This is a genomic window from Pseudomonas sp. PDM17 (assembly GCF_014851985.1).
In the GTDB taxonomy this organism is placed as follows: domain Bacteria; phylum Pseudomonadota; class Gammaproteobacteria; order Pseudomonadales; family Pseudomonadaceae; genus Pseudomonas.
Map to the genome: position 1 here is coordinate 43,101 of NZ_JACVAT010000011.1, position 18,565 is coordinate 61,665.

At 67.6% G+C, this 18,565-nt stretch carries 16 protein-coding genes; 12 read left to right on the forward strand and 4 right to left on the reverse strand.

The window, feature by feature from the left end:
• Window positions 1-32 precede the first annotated feature (32 nt).
• From IB256_RS28745 to map, 7 genes are all read left to right on the forward strand, one after another.
• A complete protein-coding gene (locus IB256_RS28745; RefSeq protein WP_192296012.1) occupies window positions 33-506 on the forward strand; it encodes a MaoC family dehydratase in 474 nt (157 codons plus the stop codon).
• Window positions 503-1,651, forward strand: coding sequence for an acyl-CoA dehydrogenase family protein (locus tag IB256_RS28750; protein ID WP_412547979.1), 1,149 nt, complete (start codon window positions 503-505; stop codon window positions 1,649-1,651). The genes IB256_RS28745 and IB256_RS28750 overlap by 4 nt, the downstream gene beginning before the upstream one ends.
• A gap of 8 nt (window positions 1,652-1,659) precedes the next feature.
• Window positions 1,660-2,658: an acyl-CoA dehydrogenase family protein gene (locus tag IB256_RS28755; protein WP_192404835.1), complete on the forward strand. Its 999-nt coding sequence runs from the start codon at window positions 1,660-1,662 to the stop codon at window positions 2,656-2,658.
• A 67-nt stretch (window positions 2,659-2,725) separates the two neighbouring features.
• On the forward strand, window positions 2,726-4,048 hold the full coding sequence (locus tag IB256_RS28760) for an MFS transporter (RefSeq protein WP_192404836.1): 1,323 nt from the start codon (window positions 2,726-2,728) through the stop codon (window positions 4,046-4,048).
• 26 nt (window positions 4,049-4,074) lie between these two features.
• Window positions 4,075-5,349 carry a CaiB/BaiF CoA transferase family protein gene (locus IB256_RS28765; protein WP_192404837.1) on the forward strand — a complete coding sequence of 425 codons (1,275 nt, stop codon included), beginning with the start codon at window positions 4,075-4,077 and terminating at the stop codon, window positions 5,347-5,349.
• A 96-nt stretch (window positions 5,350-5,445) separates the two neighbouring features.
• Window positions 5,446-5,655, forward strand: coding sequence for a ParD-like family protein (locus IB256_RS28770; protein ID WP_081520395.1), 210 nt, complete (start codon window positions 5,446-5,448; stop codon window positions 5,653-5,655).
• Complete coding sequence (gene map / locus IB256_RS28775) at window positions 5,652-6,422, forward strand: type I methionyl aminopeptidase (RefSeq protein ID WP_081520396.1); 771 nt, start codon at window positions 5,652-5,654, stop codon at window positions 6,420-6,422. Before IB256_RS28770 ends, map begins: the two co-directional genes overlap by 4 nt.
• An 8-nt stretch (window positions 6,423-6,430) precedes the next feature.
• On the opposite strand, the gene IB256_RS28780 is transcribed toward map, so the two are convergent.
• On the reverse strand, window positions 6,431-7,264 hold the full coding sequence (locus tag IB256_RS28780; RefSeq protein ID WP_192210981.1) for an oxidoreductase: 834 nt from the start codon (window positions 7,262-7,264) through the stop codon (window positions 6,431-6,433).
• Window positions 7,265-7,287: 23 nt separating this feature from the next.
• Here IB256_RS28780 and IB256_RS28785 point away from each other — a divergent pair, with 23 nt between their 5' ends.
• From IB256_RS28785 to IB256_RS28805, 5 genes are all read left to right on the forward strand, one after another.
• Window positions 7,288-8,322: an AraC family transcriptional regulator gene (locus tag IB256_RS28785; RefSeq protein WP_412547977.1), complete on the forward strand. Its 1,035-nt coding sequence runs from the start codon at window positions 7,288-7,290 to the stop codon at window positions 8,320-8,322.
• A 184-nt stretch (window positions 8,323-8,506) separates the two neighbouring features.
• Entirely contained in the window at window positions 8,507-9,253 is a 747-nt protein-coding gene (locus IB256_RS28790) for an AraC family transcriptional regulator (RefSeq protein WP_192404839.1), read from the forward strand.
• Between the two features lie 101 nt (window positions 9,254-9,354).
• The gene (locus IB256_RS28795) at window positions 9,355-10,842 is read left to right on the forward strand and encodes an efflux transporter outer membrane subunit (RefSeq protein ID WP_192404840.1); all 1,488 of its coding nucleotides are present in this window, start codon (window positions 9,355-9,357) and stop codon (window positions 10,840-10,842) included.
• Window positions 10,839-11,987 carry an HlyD family secretion protein gene (locus IB256_RS28800; protein WP_192404841.1) on the forward strand — a complete coding sequence of 383 codons (1,149 nt, stop codon included), beginning with the start codon at window positions 10,839-10,841 and terminating at the stop codon, window positions 11,985-11,987. The genes IB256_RS28795 and IB256_RS28800 overlap by 4 nt, the downstream gene beginning before the upstream one ends.
• On the forward strand, window positions 11,980-13,524 hold the full coding sequence (locus IB256_RS28805; protein ID WP_192404842.1) for an MDR family MFS transporter: 1,545 nt from the start codon (window positions 11,980-11,982) through the stop codon (window positions 13,522-13,524). Before IB256_RS28800 ends, IB256_RS28805 begins: the two co-directional genes overlap by 8 nt.
• Window positions 13,525-13,527: 3 nt before the next feature.
• Here IB256_RS28805 and IB256_RS28810 read toward each other — a convergent pair whose 3' ends face one another.
• Genes IB256_RS28810 through IB256_RS28820 form a run of 3 tightly spaced genes read right to left on the reverse strand, consistent with a single transcriptional unit; the run spans window position 13,528 to window position 18,492 of the window.
• On the reverse strand, window positions 13,528-13,932 hold the full coding sequence (locus IB256_RS28810; RefSeq protein ID WP_192296024.1) for a g-type lysozyme inhibitor: 405 nt from the start codon (window positions 13,930-13,932) through the stop codon (window positions 13,528-13,530).
• Between the two features lie 30 nt (window positions 13,933-13,962).
• On the reverse strand, window positions 13,963-15,519 hold the full coding sequence (locus tag IB256_RS28815) for an EAL domain-containing protein (protein WP_192404843.1): 1,557 nt from the start codon (window positions 15,517-15,519) through the stop codon (window positions 13,963-13,965).
• 48 nt (window positions 15,520-15,567) lie between these two features.
• Window positions 15,568-18,492, reverse strand: a complete 2,925-nt coding sequence (locus IB256_RS28820) for an autotransporter outer membrane beta-barrel domain-containing protein (protein ID WP_192404844.1) — start codon at window positions 18,490-18,492, stop codon at window positions 15,568-15,570.
• Window positions 18,493-18,565 lie beyond the last annotated feature (73 nt).

Here is an 18,565-nt window from a genome sequence, read left to right on the forward strand (position 1 = left end):
CGACGACAACAATCCCAACAGGAGAGTGGTGCATGGCGCACAACGAAATCGCCCTCGGGCAAGGCTACTACTGGCAGCAGATCGAAGCCGGTCAGCGTTTCCGCACCTTCCGCCGGACCGTCACCGAGGCCGACCTGATCGGCTTCGTCGGCGTCACCGGGCAGGCCGAAGTCATTTTCATCGACAGCACCTTCAACGGCGCCATCCAGGGTCGCCCGGTGCCGGCGGCGCTGAGCTACAGCCTGATCGAAGGCATCCTCATGCAGACCATGCTGCAAGGCACCGGCCTGGCCCTGCTGGAACTGCACAAGAGCGTGAAAGGCCCGGTGGTCGTGGGTGACACCCTGGAAGCCGTGGTGGAGATCGAGGACGTCCGCCCGACCTCGAAGAACAACCGCGCCGTGGTCACCTCCCGCGTCTTCGTGCTCAACCAGCGCGAGGAAACGGTGATGGAGTACCAGGTCAAGCGCCTGCTCGCCGGCCGCCCCGAGCGGAGTGAAGGCTGATGCTCGAAGCCCTCGATTTCCGCGCGCTACCGGCGCGGCACGAGGCCTTGCGCGAGGAGCTGCGCAGCTTCCTCGCCGAGCGCCTGCGGGACTATCCCACCGACCTGCGGGCGCGCAGCTGGCAAGGCTTCGACGCCGACTTCAGCCGTGCCCTGGCCGAGCGCGGCTGGGTCGGGCTGACCCTGCCGCGCGAGTATGGCGGCGCCGGCCTCGACCCACTGGCGCGCTTCGTGGTGGTGGAAGAACTGCTCTGCGCTGGCGCGCCGGTGGCCGCGCACTGGATCGCCGACCGCCAGAGCGGCCCGCTGCTGCTGCGCTTTGGCAGCGAGCAGCAGAAGCGCCAGCACTTGCCGGCGATCTGCCGTGGCGAGCAGTTCTTTTGCATCGGCATGAGCGAACCGAACTCCGGCTCGGACCTGGCCAGCGTGCGCACCCGCGCTGTGGCCAATGCCGACGGCTGGCTGCTCAACGGGCAAAAGATCTGGACCACCTACGCCCAGCACAGCCACTACATGATCGCCCTGGTGCGCACCTCCGGCAGCGCCCAGGACCGCCATCGCGGGCTGTCGCAGGTGCTGGTCGATCTGTCCCTGCCCGGCGTGAGCATCCGCCCGATTCGCGACCTCACTGGCGCCGAGCACTTCTGCGAAGTGTTCTTCGACAACGTGCAGCTGCCGGCCTCGGCACTAGTCGGTGAGGAAGGCGATGGCTGGAAACAGGTAACCGCCGAGCTGGCCTTCGAGCGCAGCGGGCCGGAGCGCATCTACTCCAGCATTGCCCTGCTCGATGCCTGGCTGGACTGGCTGCGCAGCCACCCGCAGGCGGGCCAGGAACGTCTCTTGGGCCAACTTCTGAGCGAGCTGATGGTGCTGCGTGCGCTGTCGGTCAGCCTCGCCGCGCAACTGGCGGACGGCCGCAGCCCCGTGGTGGAAGCGGCACTGGTGAAAGACCTGGGCACCAGCTTCGAACAATCCATCCCGACCTTGCTCGGCGACCTGCTGGGCGCGGTGCAGGGCGCCGCCGTTCCGCACCTGCTGCAACGCACCCTGGCCTACCTGGAACGCATGGCCCCGGTGTTCTCCCTGCGCGGCGGCACCCGCGAAATCCTCCGCGGCGTGATCGCCCGCGGCCTCGGCTTGCGATAGGAAACCCCATGAGCCTCGACAACCTCATTCTCGACGCCTTCGGCCAGTGGCTCGAAGGCGAAGTCAGCGCCGAGCGCGTGCGCCGCATCGACCTGGGCGAATCTGCCGACGGGCTGTGGCGCTCGCTGGCCGAACACGGCTTCGCCGACCTGCTGCTGCCCGAGGACCTCGGCGGCGCGGCGGCCAGTGCCGAAACCGCCTGCCACCTGCTGTTCGCCGCTGGCGGCGCGGCCCTGCCGCTGCCGTTGGCCAGCACCTGGTGGGCGCGCCTGGCGCTGGCCGAAGCTGGCCTCGCGCTGCCCGAAGGGCCCATCGCCCTGGCCAATGGCGAACGCGCTGGTCAGGGCCTGCGCTGCCATGCGGTGCCGTTTGCCGCGCAATCCCGCTGGGTACTGGCGACGCTGCCGGAAGACGCCTGGCTATTGCCGGTGGATGGCGCGCAACGGCGGGCGGATGGTGTCCACGCCAGCAGCACCGAGGAACTGCATTGGCAGAGCCTGCCGGAAAGCGCCCAGCGCCTGCCGCCGGACCATGAATGGCGCGCACTTGGCGCGGCCTTCAGCGCAGCGCTGATCGCCGGCGCTGCGGAGCGGGTGCTGCAACTGACCCTGGACTACGCCACTACCCGCCAGCAGTTCGGCAAGCCGGTCGGCGGCTTCCAGGCCATCCAGCAACAGATCAGCGTGCTTGCCGAGGAAGTCTTCGCCGCGCGCATGGCGGCGCAACTGGCGCTGCGCGGGGCGACCTGGCCGCAGGGCATCCCGGCCGCCGTGGCCAAGGCGCGCTGCAGCAGCGCGGCGGTGCGCATCTGCACCATCGCCCATGCCGTCTTTGGCGCCATCGGCGTCACCGAGGAATGCGATCTGCAGCTCTACACCCGCCGCCTGTATGCCTGGCGCGCGGACTTCGGCAGCGAGGCGCACTGGCAGCCGCTGATCGGCCGCGCAGCCCTGCGGGAGAGCGGCGACAGCCTGGCCTTCCTGCGTCGCCACCTGCCCGCAGCCTGAGCCGTACCCCTCAGAACCGTGCTTCTCAAAACCGTGCTTCTCAAAACAATGACAATGGAGAACACCGATGGCCCACCTTCTCAGCCAACCGCATCGCTCCGCTTCAACGGGCGCGGCTGCCCGCGCCCGGCCCATCGCCTGGCGCACCATCATCGCCGGCAGCGTCGGCAACACCGTGGAATGGTTCGACTGGACGGTCTACACCGCCTTCGCGCTCTACTTCAGCCACCAGTTCTTCCCCTCGGACAACGAGACCACCGCCCTGCTCGCCTCCTTCGCGGTGTTCGCCATCGGCTTCGCCATGCGCCCGCTGGGCGGCTGGCTGATCGGAATTTTCAATGACCGCGCCGGGCGCAAGGCGGCGCTCAACCTGACCATCCTGATGATGGCGTTGCCCTCGCTGCTGATCAGCCTGATGCCGACTTACGCCACCATCGGCATCGCCGCACCCGTGCTGATGGTATTGGCGCGCATGGTCCAGGGGCTTTCGGTAGGCGGCGAGTACGGTGCCGCCGCGACCTTCCTCGCCGAATCGGCGCCGGCCAGCCAGCGTGGCCTGTACTCGGGTTTCTTCTTCGCCAGCATTGCCCTCGGCCTGCTGTTCGCCTCGGGCCTGGCCTGGGCGCTGAGCCAATGGCTGAGCCGTGAACAGCTGATTGACTTCGGCTGGCGCATTCCGTTCTTCATCGGCGGCCTGGGCAGCCTCGCCGGCTTCTGGATTCGCCATGGTGTCGACGAGACCGCAGCCTTCCGCAAGGGCCAGGAACAGCGTCGCGGCCAGCGCATCGAGCAGCCGCTGCGCACCCTCTGGCGCGAGCATCCGGAAGCCGTGAGACGCCTGGTCGGCATCAGCCTGCTGGGGGCCTTCGCCTTCTACCTGTTCGTCAGCTACCTGCCGGTGCACGCCATCCGCAGCCTCGGCGTGGAGCCGGGTACTGCCTATGCCGCCAGCAGCCTGGCGCTGGTGGTGTTCATGATTTCCCAGCCGCTGTTCGGCTGGCTGTCCGACCGCATCGGCCGTCGCCCGCAACTGATCGTCTTCGCCCTGGGCTACGCCGCCCTGCTCTACCCGGTGGTGCGCTCCATGGAGGCCTCGTTCGCCTCGATCCTCGCCGTCGAACTGTTCGGCCTGCTGCTCTACGGGCTGTATTCGGCCATCGCCCCGGCGATCAAGTCGGAGCTGTTCAGCACCGATATCCGCGCCCTGGGCATCGGCCTGCCATACAACCTGGTGGTGGCGATCTTCGGCGGCACCACGCCCTACCTGATGACCTGGTTGCAGAGCCGCGGCCAGGAGCAGTGGTTCCTGGTCTACGTCTCGGTCATGGCGGTGATCACCCTGGTGGCCTTCGTGCGCATGCCCGAAACCTGTGGCAAAGACCTGCACTGAAGCCCCGCAGCGAACTGGAGAGAAGCATGAGCAACACTCAACAGCACGGCCCGCTCTCGGGCCTGCGCGTCCTCGACCTGTCGCGGGTCCTTGCCGGGCCCTGGGCCACGCAGATACTCGGTGACCTGGGGGCGGACGTGATCAAGGTCGAGCGCCCCACCCGGCGCGACGACACCCGCACCTGGGGCCCGCCATTCCTGGAAGACAGCAGCCCCACCTGGGACGCCGCCTACTACTTCTGCGCCAACCGCAACAAGCGCGCCGTGGCCGTGGACTTCGGCCACCCCGACGGCGCGGCGCTGCTGCGCCGGCTGGCCACTTCGGCGGACATACTGGTGGAGAACTACAAGGTCGGCACCCTGGCACGCTACGGCCTGGATTACGTCGCGCTCAAGGCACTGAACCCGAAGCTGATCTACTGCTCGGTCACCGGTTTCGGCCAGACCGGCCCCTACGCCGGGCGCGGTGGCTACGACTTCCTGGTGCAGGGCATGAGCGGGCTGATGAGCATCACCGGGCGCCGCGACGACGAACCCGGCGCCGGGCCGCTGAAGGTCGGTCTGCCGGTGAGCGACCTGTTCTGCGGCCTGTACGCGACCATCTCGATCCTCGCTGCGCTGAACCATCGCCACGCCAGCGGCGAAGGCCAGCACATCGATTGCGCGCTGCTCGACAGCCAGCTGTCGCTGATGGCCAACCAGGCGATGAACCATCTGGTCAGCGGGCAGGTGCCGCAGCGCCTGGGCAACGCCCACCCCAACGTGGTGCCGTATCGCGACTTCGCCTGCAACGACGACTACATCCTCGTCGCCTGCGGCTCCGACGGGCAGTTCCAGGCGCTGTGCCGCCTGCTCGGCCGCGAAGACCTGGGTGGCGACCCGCGCTTCACCCGCAACCCTGGCCGCAGCCAGCACCGCCGCGAACTGGAAGTGGAACTGGCAAAAAGCATCTCCGGCTGGCATGCCGCCGACCTCCTGGCTGCCATGGAAAAGGCCGGCGTGCCCGGCGGCCCGATCAACAACCTGCAGCAGGCCCTCGCCGACCCGCAGGTGCAGGCCCGCGGTCTGTTGCAGACCCTGACCCGGCAGGACGGCACCGAAGTCACCCTGCTCGGCTACCCGGCACGCTTCTCCGCCTCGCCGCCCACCTACCGCCTGGCGCCGCCGATGTTCGCCCAGGACACCGCGCAGGTACTGGCGGAGCAACTGGGGCTGGCCACCGAGCAACTGGCGGAACTGGCCGGCAAGGGCGCGATCGCCCTAGCCCAACCACTGGCCGAGCCCGTCTCGCAGGTGGGCTGAGCCGCCGGCTTTGCATTCCCTCGCCTCGATCAATATGATGCATATATGTTTTGTAATGCTTCATAGCGAATTGCGTCAGAGAGAGGCGAGAGAATCATGGGCATCATCAACCTGGACGACGACCTGCACGACCAGCTGCGCCGCGCCAGCTCCGTGGCCTGCCGGTCGATCAACGCCCAGGCGGCGTTCTGGATCAAGATCGGCATGCTCTGCGAGCTGGAACCGACCCTGAGCTTCAACGAGATCATCACCCGCGAACTGCAGGAAGCCGGGGTCAAATACTCCGCCGCGGGAGGCGCCAAGTGACCAAGACTCCCGCGGAACTGGCACTGATGGCCGAATCCGGCCGGTTGCTGGCGAAGGTCTTCGGCTTCGTCGACACGCTGGCGCTGGAAGGCATGACGACCCTGGAAGTGAACGACCGGGTCGAGCGCTACATCGTCGATGAACTGCACGCGCGGCCGGCCAGCAAGGGCCAGTACGGCTTTGCCTACGTGCTCAACTCCTCGCGCAACCAGGTGGTCTGCCATGGCGTGCCGTCCGAGGCGGACCGCCTGCAGGACGGCGACATCGTCAACTTCGACATCACCCTGGAGAAGAACGGCTTCATCGCCGATTCGAGCAAGACCTACCTGATCGGCAATGTCTCCCCCGCTGCCCGGCGTCTGGTGGAGATCACCTACGAGGCGATGTGGAAAGGCATCCGCGCGGTGAAGCCCGGCGCGCGCCTGGGCGACGTCGGCCACGCCATCGAGCGGCACGCCCGGCAGCACGGCTACACCGTGGTCGAGGACTACTGCGGCCACGGCATCGGCCGCGAGATGCACGAGCCGCCGCAGGTACTGCACTTCGGCCGCCCGCGCACCGGGCAGGTGCTGCGCGAAGGCATGACCTTCACTATCGAGCCCATGCTCAACCAGGGCCATTCCGGGGTGAAAACCCTGGCGGACGAATGGACCGTGGTCACCCTCGACGGCAAGCTCTCCGCGCAGTTCGAGCACACCGTGGCGGTGACCGCGACGGGCTTCGAGGTTCTCACCCTGCGCCCCGAGGAGCGCAACGCCGGCTACTGATGCGCCGCTCAGCCGTCGGTGGAGCGGCTGAGCGCTTCCCAGTGGCTGATCTCCTCCTGCAAGGCCGACAGTTTCTGCCGCACCAGCCCCAGCGCATCGCTGCCCAGCAGCAGATGCCGTGGCGGCAGTGGCGCCTCGATCGCCGCCAGCATCGCTTGCGCGGCTTTCTGCGGGTCGCCCAGCTGCTTGCCGCTCTTTTCCTGCCGCGCCTGGCGCACCGGGTCGAACAGCGCGTCGTAGTCGGCGATGGAGCGCGGGCTGCGCACCATGGAGCGCCCGGCCCAATCGGTGCGGAAGGAACCCGGCGCCACGGCGGTCACCGCGATGCCGAAGCCCTCGACTTCCTTGCCCAGCGCGTCGCTGATCCCCTCCAGGGCGAACTTGCTGCCGCAGTAGTAAGCGATGCCCGGCATCGTGATGTAGCCGCCCATCGAGGTGATGTTGAGGATGTGCCCCCGCCGGCGCTGGCGCATGTAGGGCAGCACGGCCTGGAGCATCGCCACGGCGCCGAAGACGTTCACCTCGAACTGCCGGCGCATCGCCTCCAGCGGCGACTCCTCGAGAATGCCTTCGTGACCGTAGCCGGCGCTGTTCACCAGCACGTCCAGCGGGCCGACGCTGGCTTCGACTTCCTCGACCACGCCGGGAATGGCGTCGAAGTCGGTCACGTCGAGCAGGCGGCCGAAGGCCTGGCCGGGCGCCAGTGCTTCCAGTTCGGCGCGGGCCTGCTCGGTGCGCACCGTACCCACCACGCGATGGCCGGCGGCGAGCGCAGCGTGGGCCAGGGCCAGGCCGAAGCCGCTATTGGCGCCGGTGATCAGCAGGGTCTTGGGAGATGACATGGGGTGACTCCATTGCAGGGGGAATGAGTGCACAATACGCAGCCTCACCTCCCTTTCAGAGACCTCAAGCTCTGTCTTTATTGCCTGATTCTATGAATACCGATATCGACGTCCCCAGCAGTGACCAGGCGCGCATGGTCGCCCAGATCGCCGCATTGGCTCCGCAGGAGGGCTACAACCTCACCGCACTGCCAAGCGTGCGACTGCTCCGCTCGAACCGGCCGCTGGCGCGCACTCCGGTGCTCTACGATCCCGGCATCGTGATCGTCTGCCAGGGCTGCAAGCGCGGCTATTTCGGCGGTGAAACCTACGTCTACGACGCACAGCACTACCTGGCCGTCGCAGTGCCGGTGCCCTTCACCATGGAAACCGACGCCACACCAGAGCGTCCGCTGCTGGCCATCTACCTGCACCTGGACTTCCAGCTCGCCGCCGAGCTGATGCTGCAGATCGACCAGCACAGCCTCCAGCTGGGCCAGCCACCCGCAGAAACCGCCCCGCGCAGCCTGTTCTCCAGCCCGATGGACCCGGCACTGACACAGTCCGTGCTGCGCTTCCTCGAAGCGCTGGGCGATCCGCTGGAGGCAACCATCCTCGCGCCGGCCCTGCTGCGCGAGCTGTACTTCCGCGTGCTGACCGGCGCACAAGGCAATGCCATGCGCGCGGCGCTGGCCATGCGTGGTCGCTTCGGCAACATTGCCAGGGCCCTGCAGCGCATCCACACGGGCTACGCACAACCCCTCGACCTGCCGCAGTTGGCCAGCGAGGCCGGCATGAGCGTTCCGTCATTCCACAGCCATTTCAAGGTCATTACCCGCACCTCGCCCATGCAGTACCTCAAGTGCACGCGGCTGCACCAGGCGCGGCTGCTGATCGTGCGCCAGGGCATGACGGCGCAGGCGGCGAGCCTGGCCGTCGGCTACGCCAGCGCCTCGCAGTTCAACCGCGAGTTCAAGCGCCTGTTCGGCCGCACGCCACTGGCGGAGGCGCAGCGCATGCGGGAGAACTTCGCGATCCCGCCGGCGCAGGAATCCTCGGCTTTTGTCTCGTCCCACTGACCATCCACCGCCTTTCAGGCGATTGCTTCATCTGCCAATAGTCCGAGCATTAATTGCTTGATAATTCACTTTCAAGCACTAAAACGCCGCTTATCCGCCAGAATATTCACTTAAAATGCAAGCTCCACCAGGAGCCCCGCATGAAACCGCTCGACACCTCCACTCGCCCCGAAAGCACCCCGTCATGACCTGCGCCCTTTCCCTCGAAGCGCTGGCCTACGACCACCAGGATGGCGAGGAGATCCTGCCGCACTGCCACACCCAGGCGCAGCTGATCCACTCGATCTCTGGCGTGATGCTGGTCGGCGCGGCGCAGAAGAACTGGGTGGTGCCGGCCGGCCACGCGCTGTGGGTACCACCGGGCACCGAACACCAGATCCGCATGTTCGGCAGCGTGCGCATGCGCACCCTGTTCATGCCCGCCTCCACCTGGCCCTGGGGCGGCCAGCAGTGCCAGCTGATCGCAGTAACGCCCCTGCTGCGGGAACTGCTCGTGGCCGCCAGTGCCGTATCGGCCGACGCCGGCAACGAGCACCGCCGCCGTTGCCTGCATGAACTGCTGCTGGTGGAGATGGACGCGGCGCAGACGGTCGGCATCCACCTCGCCATGCCGCAGGACCCGCGCCTGCTGCGGCTGTGCAACGCGGTGATTGGCGCACCGGCGGACGAGACCGGCATGGAAGACTGGGCGCAGCAACTGAACATGAGCAGCCGCACCCTCGCCCGCTTGTTCCAGCGCGAACTGGGGATGAACTTCGGCGACTGGCGCACCCGCGTGCGCATGGTCCTCAGCCTGCAGCGCCTGATCGCCGGCGCCTCGGTGCTGGAAGTGGCGCTGGAGCACGGCTACCAGAGCCCGAGTGCGTTCTCGCAGACCTTCAAGCGGGTTCTCGGACAATCGCCCAGCCACTACCAGGCGGTCCGGCGCTGAGCAGCTTGTCATTTTTGCGAGGCTGGTTGTCGGCCGTGCGAGAGAGCCGCACCGGTTGAATCCCTAACCTGCGGGAGTCCGAACCGAAGTGACTCCCCAATATGTCCATACCCTCCTCCAACCCCCGACACTCGCTGCTCGCGCTGGCTTGTGCCGGCCTGCTGCTCGGCGGCTGCTCGGCGATCAGCGAACATGAGACGCCGGTTGCCCATCTGCCCCCCGGTGGCGACTGGCAGGCGCTCGCCAGCGGTACTGCCGCGCAGGAACCGCCCGCCGACTGGTGGCGGTTGTATCAGGACCCGCAGCTCGACTTGCTGGTAACCCGGGCCCTGCGGCATAACCAGGACCTGCAAGCCTCCCTCGCCCACATCGACGAGCTGCTGGCCCTGTTGGGCCAGGCGCGGGCGCAGCGCTGGCCGAGCACCACGGCGAGCTGGCAGACCTTCTACGGCCGCACCAGCGATGACCAGACCGAAGCCAAGGCCACCGGCATCCGCGCCGGCTCGCAGTGGAACCAGATGCCGGGGTTCGCGCTGGACTACCAGCTCGACCTGTGGGGCGAGGTGCGCCAGTCGATCCTCGGCGCCCAGGCCAACGCGGAGGCCGCTCAGGCCAGTCACGACCAGTTGCGGGTCAACATCGCTGCCGGCACCGCCCGCGCTTATGCCAATGCCTGCGCCTATGCCGCGCGTGCCGTCATCCAGCAGCACTCGGTATCGACCGTGGAACGCAGCCTCGACCTTACGGTCCGCCAGCGTCGCGCCGGGCTGGTCACCGACCTGGAGGTGGACCGCGTGCGCAGCCTTCTGCAGGAAATCCGCGCCCTGCTGCCGCGCCTGGAGGCTGAACACCAGGCCGCGCTGGAAGAGCTCGGCGTGCTCACCGGCAGCGAGCCGGGACAATTGCCGGCAACCGTCAGCGACTGCCAGAGTGTGCCCCGACTGAACCAGGCGCTGCCGGTCGGCGATGGCTGGGCGTTGCTGCGACGCCGCCCGGACATCCGCGCCGCCGAACGTGCGCTGGCGGCTGCCGGGCATGAAGTGGGTGTACGCCAGGCCGATTTCTATCCGAGCGTGTCCTTCGGCGCGTCGATCAGCTCCTCCGCCGAGCGCCTGCACGACCTCGGCGAGCACGAGGCGATCACCTATGCCGTCGGCCCGCTGATCCGCTGGAGCTTTCCCAACCTGCTGACCACCCGTGCCCGCCTCGACGGCGCGCAGGCCCACGAGCGCCAGCAGCTCGCACGCTTCCAGCAGCAGGCGCTGGTGGCGCTCAAGGAGGTTCGCCAGAGTCTCGCCCGCTACTACGGCGAGAGCGGCCACCGCGATGCGCTGGTCGGTGCGCTGGCCAGCAGCCGCAACGCCTACCGTCTGGCGCAGGTGAACTACCAGGCTGGCTCCCTGGATTTCCTCGACGTGCTCGACAGCGAGCGCGCGATGGTCCGCCTCGAAGCAGACAAGGCCGAAGCCGACCGGCAACTGGTCGAGCGCCAGATCGAACTCTTCCACGCCCTCGGAGGCGGCTGGCAGGACGAGCCAGCCCAGGAGCTTGCCGGGCGCACCACTTTTTCTACAGGACCCGCCCGATGAACATGGCCGTCGATGAACAACAAGCTGCCTCCACCGAACCGGCGACAAGGATCATCGGCAAGCGCCGCCTGATGGGGCTGGGCGGCGGCTTCCTTGCCGTGGCCGCGCTGGGCTATGGCCTCTACTGGGCCAACATCGGCCGCTACCTGGAGGAAACCGACGACGCCTATGTGCGCGCGGACTGGATCACCATCAGCCCGAAGGTCTCCGGCTACGTCGACGAGGTGCTGGTGGAGGACAACCAGAGCGTGGCCGTCGGCACCCCACTGGTACGGATCCAGGATCGCGACTACCGGGCCCGCCTGCAGCAGGCGCAAGCTCGGCAGGCCGAGGCCCGCGCCGCCATCGTCGCGCAGCAGGCCGCGCTGGTGACACTGGACGCGCAGTTGATGGAGCAACAGGCGCTGATCGACCAGGCTGCCGCCGATATCGACAGCGCTCGCGCCGAGCGCCAGCGCGCGCAACTGGACTACCAGCGCTACCGCGACCTGGTGGCCCAGAAGGCAGCCAGCGACCAGCGCCTGGAGAGCGTGACTGCCGACTTCGCCCGCGCAAGATCAGCGTTCAGCCGCGCCGAAGCCGCGGCCAGCCGGCAACGTACCCGCCTGAGCGTGCTTCAGGCCAGCCGCGAGCAGGCCGCCGCCCAGTTGCAGCAACAGCAGGCTCGCGCCGCCGGGGCGGATGCCAGTCTCGCCCTGACAGAAAACGAACTGGAAGACACGCTGGTCCGCGCGCCCATCGCCGGCGTGGTCGGCCAGCGCCGCGCACGCCAGCGCCAGTACGTCACTCCCGGCCTGCCGCTGTTGGCGCTGGTGCCGGTGGCGCAGTCCTATGTGGTAGCCAACTTCAAGGAAACCCAGCTGCGCCGCATGCGTCCTGGCCAACCCGTCGAAGTGCGCGTGGACAGCTTTCCCGAGGCGACTCTGCGTGGCCACATCGAGAGTTTCTCGCCAGGCTCCGGCGCCCTCTTCGCCCTGCTGCCGCCGGACAACGCCACCGGCAACTTCACCAAGATCGTCCAGCGCTTCCCGGTGCGGATCGCCCTTGACCCCGGCGCCCGCCAGCAGGTGCCGATCCTGCCCGGCATGTCGGTGATCGCCGAAGTGGATACCCGCTCCGATGGCGAGGCGCAGCAACATGAATAGAGAGACCGGTGACAGCGAAAAGACCTCGCTCAAGGCCTGGGTGGCGGTGATCGGCGGGTTGCTCGGCTGCTTCATGGCCGGCATGAACGTCCACGTCACCAGCGCCGCCCTGCCGGAAATCCAGGGCTCGCTGAGCGCCAGTTTCGAGGAAGGCTCGTGGATTTCCACGGCCTACTTGGTCGCCGAGATCGTAATGATCCCGCTGACCGCCTGGCTGGTGGAGGTGTTTTCCCTGCGCCGGGTGATGCTGGTGGGCTCGGCAATCTTCCTGGCGGCCTCGGTGGCCTGCTCGTTCTCGCCCAACCTCGCCACCCTGATCGCCATCCGTGTCATCCAGGGCGCGGCCGGCGCGGTGCTGATTCCGTTGTCGTTCCAGCTGATCATCACCGAGCTGCCGGCCTCGCGGGTGGCCATGGGCATGGCGCTGTTCAGCCTGTCCAACAGCGTCGCCCAGGCCGCCGGCCCGTCCATCGGCGGCTGGCTCACGGACGCCTACAGCTGGCGCTGGATCTTCTACCTGCAACTGGTCCCCGGCGTGCTCCTGCTGGCCGCCGTGGCCTGGGCCATCGAGCCCAGGACCATGCAACTGGAGAAACTGCGCAATGGCGACTGGCTGGGCATTGCCAGCATGATCATCGGCCTGGGCGCGGTGCAGATCGTGCTGGAGGAAGGCGGCCGCAAGGACTGGCTCGGCTCCGATTTCATCGTCTGGATGCTGGTCATCAGTGTGTTCGCGCTGTTGCTGTTCATCTACACGCAACTGTTCGGCCAGCGCTCGTTCATCAACCTGCGGCTGCTGGCCGGCTACAACTTCGGCGTGGCCAGCGCGGCGATGTTCATCTTCGGTGCGGCGACTTTCGGGCTGGTGTTCCTGGTGCCCAACTACCTGTCCCAGCTGCACGGTTACAACGCCCGCGAGATCGGCGTGAGCCTGATCGCCTATGGCGTCGTGCAGTTGCTGCTGGCACCGCTGATGCCACACCTGATGCGCTGGCTGAATCCCAAGCTGATGGTCGCCACCGGATTCGCCATCATGGCGCTGGGCTGCTACCTGGGCGCGCACCTGGACGCCGACAGCGCGGCCAATGTGATCATTCCCTCGACGGTGGTGCGTGGCATCGGCCAGCCTTTCATCATGGTGGCGCTGTCGGTGCTGGCGGTCTCGGGCCTGTCCAAGCAGCAGGCCGGCTCAGCCTCGGCGCTGTTCTCCATGCTGCGCAACCTGGGCGGCGCGGTGGGTACGGCGGCGCTGACGCAGATCGTCTCGCAGCGCGAGCGCTTCCATTCCGAGCGCATCGGTGAGCAGGTGACGCTCTTCTCGCCCGCAGTGCAGGAGCGCCTGCAGGACGATCCGGGCGGTGCCTTCGGCCTCAACGAGTGGTTGCCGGCACAGGCTGAAACACTGGCCCGGCTCGGCGCGCACATCCGTCACGAGTCATTCCTCATGGCCTACGGGGATGCGTTCTACCTGTCCTTCCTGGCGCTGCTGGCCTGTGCGGTGGCCGCGCTGGCCCTGCGCAGCAACCGCCAGGCCTGATCGTCACTCGATGCCGAAGTGAATGCTGTAATCCACCTTGGTCCCGCGGCGGGCGGTGGCGCGCATCTGATAGACCTGCACGCTGTAGGTCCCCGAGGCCGGCAATGCGCCGCTCCAGTCCTGGCCGACCGAGCCGCTGCCCAGGGCGGTCGACTCGCCCGGTTTGTCGCCCGGCGCAAATACGTTGAAGTTGGCGTTGCTGCTGCCGCTGACGCCGACTTTCATGTGCTGCCCGGCCTTGGCCGACAGGGTGTAGAGAACCGTGTCGTAGCCCTTGAAGCTGCCTTTGACGGTGGTGCTGCTCGCGCCCTTGGTGAAGTGCACCGGGACCGTGGTGACGGTATCGGCGGCCAGCGCGAGTGCCGGGGTGGCACTGAGCAGGCAGAACAGCAGCAGTGAGGTTTTCATGGTGGTCATCCTGTGGTCAGGGGTTGGAAGTCATGAGGCCGCCAGCCAGGTCTGGCCGGCAAGGTAAGCGAGGAATTCGTTCAGCGGCATCGCCTTGCCGAACAGCCAGCCCTGGCCGTACTGCACGCCGCGCTGACGCAGGTACTGCAGCTGCTCGTCGGTTTCGACGCCTTCGGCCACCATCCGCAGCGCCAGCTGGCGAGCCATGGCGATGGTGTGGTCGGTCACCGGGCAAGGCGCGCCGTCCGATAGTGACTGGACGAAAGAGCGGTCGATCTTCAGCAGGTCCAGTGGCAGGCGCCGCAGGTACTGCAGGCTGGAGTAACCGGTGCCGAAATCATCCAGGGCGATCGGGTGGCCCGCCTCGCGGCTTTGCGCCAGTGTCCGGTGCGCGGCGTCGATACTCAACAGGCAGCTTTCGGTCACTTCCAGCCAGATGCTGCCGGGATCGATGCCCGCCTGCTGCCGTGCTTCGGCCAGGTGCGGCAGGAAGCTCCCGCTTGCCACGTCGAGTGCCGAGAGGTTGATCGACACATGCTGCAATTCCCCCGAGGCGAGGCTGGCGCCCAGGTCGCGGCAGACCGTCGAGATCACCTGCGCGGTGATCGACTCGACCAGGCCACTGGATTCGGCCAGGGGCAGGAAGCTCTCAGGCAGGGTCACCGAGCCGTCCTTGCGACGCCAGCGCACGAGCGCTTCGGCGCCGATGCAGCGGCCATCGCGCAGGTCGAGGATGGGCTGGTAGAAGGCAGTGAACTCATCGTTCGCCACGGCCCGTGTCAGCACTGCCAGAGGCGACAGATAGGCACGCACGCGACGTGCAACCACCCAGCACCACAGGCCGGAAAGCAGCAGGGCCAGCGGTGCGAGCATGAGCAGCTCGCGCCACAAGTCGCGGACCAGGGCCTCGCGACTGACCGCAGCCACTGTCTGCCAATTGCCGTGGTTGACCCGCGTATAGAGGTAACCACCCCGCAGCGCGGTGTGCGGCTCGCTATGGATGCGCGTGAGAACCTGGGCAAAACCGGCGGCCGGCGTGCCCAGCCAGTGCCCTGCCGGTGTGCCCAGGGCCAGGCTGACGCCGGGCGCGAGGGAGGTTTCGAGGAAGTGCTCGGGGTCGATCAGCAGGTTGAACGCCGCATCGCGCAGGGCCAGCATGGGTTTTGCCGGCGCCACGTAGGGCTGCACGTTGATGGATACGCCCAAGCCCTCGCGGGTTCGGAAATCTTCCGGCCAGCGCTCCGCCGCGCGGCCGACCAGGCCCCAGGAACTGCAGACGAACACCTCTTCCTCGACGTAGCCGACCGCCTTCACCGCTAGCGTGTCGATGGCCAGCAGACGCATCTGCTCGATGCCTTCCGCCGAGCAGGGAGGCAGCGGCGAGCGGTTCAGCTCGCGCAGCGTCGCGGCGGCCTGGGCGAAGGTGTCGTCCGCCCGTTGGGAGGCGAGCCTGGCCAGCGTCTCCAGGCGTTCGCCGGTGTGTTGCACGACCAGGCTCCAGGCCAGGTAGCCGGTGCCGGCCAGTACCAGAGCAACACCCAGCAGGCTGGCGATGGCGCCGGCCCTGACGATGCGAGCGCGACTCATGATGGGTCTCCAGAGGGCGCACGGCATGCGCCCGAGCGGGATGGTTGGCTACCAGAGGTAGCGGTAGCCGAGGGTCAGCGACAGCGGTTGCTCGATCTCGTTGCCGTTGGCGTAGTGGACCTCGGCCATCAGTTTCTGATGGGCGCTGACCAGCAGCGAACCGCCGGCGCCGAGTTCGGCACGGGAACCCGGCAGCTGGTTGTCCAGCGCGTGGCCGTTGACCTTGACCGTGCTGTCGCCGGCCAGCTCATCGATCCACGAGGCGCTGAGGTAGCCCTGCAGCTGCGCACCGGAGTCCAGTTGCCAGTTCCGCCCGGCACGCCCGCCCGCCCGAGCCTGGACGGAGTCCACGGCGTCGCCGTCCACTTCCAGTTCGTCACTGCTGGTGTACTGCGGCCCTTGCAGATGGGCGCCAGAAAGCTGTACCTGCGGCTCGACGAACCAGCCCTGGCCCAGTTGCACGGTACGACCCAGCTCGACGCTGGCGCCGTAGGCGTCGGAGTCGTAGTGGCCGCGGACCTGGCCACCGCTGTTGGTCGGCACCTTCACGTCACCGCGCAGGTGGTCGTACTTGAGTACCGAGTCAAGGTACCAGCCGTCTTCGCGCACGTAGGTGGCGTACAGGCCGACGCTGCGGCTGTCGAGGTCGCCGGAGCTGTGCTCGCCGAAGTCCTGGTCGGCATGGCCCGCCCCGAGCATGCCGCCGACATAGAGAGTGCCATCAGCCTGTTCGAAGGCGCGGTCGGCGCCGATCTCGGCCCCGCTCAGGCTCTGCTCGAAAGCGCGGCTGTCGCCGCTATCGACGTTCAGCTTGCCGCCCATGGCGCGGGTCCACAGGCCGCCCTGGTCATGGCCCTGGCGCAGTTCGCCGAGGCGGCGGGTCAGGGTGCCCAGTTCGCTCTGCCAGAGGTTGGCGGCGGCAGTCTGCATGCCCAATGCGGCGTTGGCTCCCTTGGAGAGGCGCTGGGCCTGGCTGGCCGGGCGCGATGCCGGGGTCAGTGTGCTCATGGCAATGGCCGGGGTACCCGTGGCGACGGCGGGTTGATTCGCCGATGTCAGTGCCGTCATCGGCAGCGTATCGACCTTGGGCTGGGGCACCAGCTGGGGGCGCATCGAGGGGGTCATCGCCGTCATGGGAATGATCGAGCCATTGGGCTGCGGCACGAGTTGCGGGCGCATCGACGGATTCAACGAAGTCATGGGCACGCTGCTGCCGTTGGGCTGGGGCACCTTCTGCGGCGGGATCGAGGGATTGAGCGCCGCCATCGGAATACTGCTGCCGTTGGGCTGCGGGACCAGCTGCGGGCGCAGCGCCGGAGTGAGCGCAGTCATCGGCGCCACTTGCCCGGTCTGCACCAGGTACCAGTCGTTGCCCTGCTGCTGCAGCCCATAGCGGAAGGCGCCGGCATCGACATGACCGCCCAGCAGGCTGAACTGTCCGGCGCCGCCACCGGTGCCGACCAGTTTCAGCGGGGCACCCTGGGCGTCCCGGCCGCTGTCGGCCACCAGTATCTCGTGGCTGCCCTGGGCCTGGCCCAGCACCTGCAGCAGGTCACCCTGGGAGGTGGAAAGATCGGTTTTCATCTGGAAGTGGCCATTGCCGCTGAGGTCGCCATTCACCGTCAGCACCTGGTAGCCGGGGCCGCTGAAGAACACTGCGGAATCGCGCAGCTTGAGATTGCCCAGGGAGGCGTTACCGGCAAACTCCCAGGTGCTGGTGCCCAGGTCCATGTCCAGCCGGCCACGGGACGGAGCCAGCAACTGGGTGTTGCCATGCAGGGTGCTGCCGTTCGCGAGCAGGTCGAACTGGCCGTTGTCCTCGACGCTGGCAAGGGTCGGGGTTTCCACTGTCGAGCTCTCCAGAGCGGCGTTCAGCACGCTGCCCGGACGAACCAGGAAGGCACTGCCGGCGACGACATGCAGCTGCGCGCCCCGGGCATCAACATGGCCCTGGCTGCCGCTGGCGGTTTCGATCAGGTCCTGCTGGCCGGTGAGCGCCGAGTCGGTCAGTTCCAGCTGGCCGATACCCTGTCCTCCGGAGAACAGCACGGTGCTGCCATCGACGTTGGCGGCCTGGCTGTCCCGCAGGCCGATACGGCTGTCGCCGCTGATTTCCAGCGCGGAGGACTGGGCGCCTGCGCTCAGCAACTGGGTATTTTGCAGCTCGATCTGGCTGGACCGGCCGGCCAAGGCAGCGGCGGACTGGCGCCCCTGGGTGAACACCGAGCCGTCGCTCATGGCGATGGCCGAGCCGTCCCGGGCGCTCAGCGCAGCGGCATAGTTTCCCTGTGTATTCACCGTACTGCCCTGGCCCAGCAGCACCTGGCTGCCGTTGGTCGCGGAAACGCCGTAGCTGGAACTGCCCTCGGTGAGAATCCGCGTGTCGACCAGCTCCAGCGGGCCGCTGGCGCTCAGGCCGACGCCAGCGCTCTCGGCCTTGTGCGTGTGGATCTGCGAGTGGCTGACCAGACCGGGAAGCGCGTCACCTTCCACGAGGATGCCGGTACTGCTGGTCTCGAAGGTTTCGATGCGCGAATGCTCCACCTGCAGGGCCGAGGCCCCCGACACCTGTATGCCGTAGCTGAGGATGCCGCGCGTCACCAGGCTCGAATCGCTCAGCCGCAGGGAGCTGCTGTCGACGCGGATGGCCGGGCTACGGCCACCCAGCGTCTGCGCATCGAGCGCCGTCGCGTCCACAACCGCGCCGCCCAGAGCTTGCAGCGCGCCGCCGCTGCCGGCATTGCGCAGCAGCACATCACGCAGGGAAAAGTCAGTGCCCTGCACATTGACAGCTGGGCCGCTGCCGGGGATATCGATGCGCGACTGCACCAGCGCGTGGGGTAGCGCACTGGCGACGGTGAAGACCTGGGGAGTGCTGAAGTCCGCTGCCAGCGCCGGGGCGGCGATAAACAGGGCGATGACAAGCGCAAGCGGTGTGTGGGACAGGTTGGGAATGCGTGTGAGGGGTTCCATGGCGAGTCACCTTGAGGGGAAGCGGTTGAGGCCATTCTTGGCGTGCCCGCTCAAAGTGAGGATGCGAAAACCA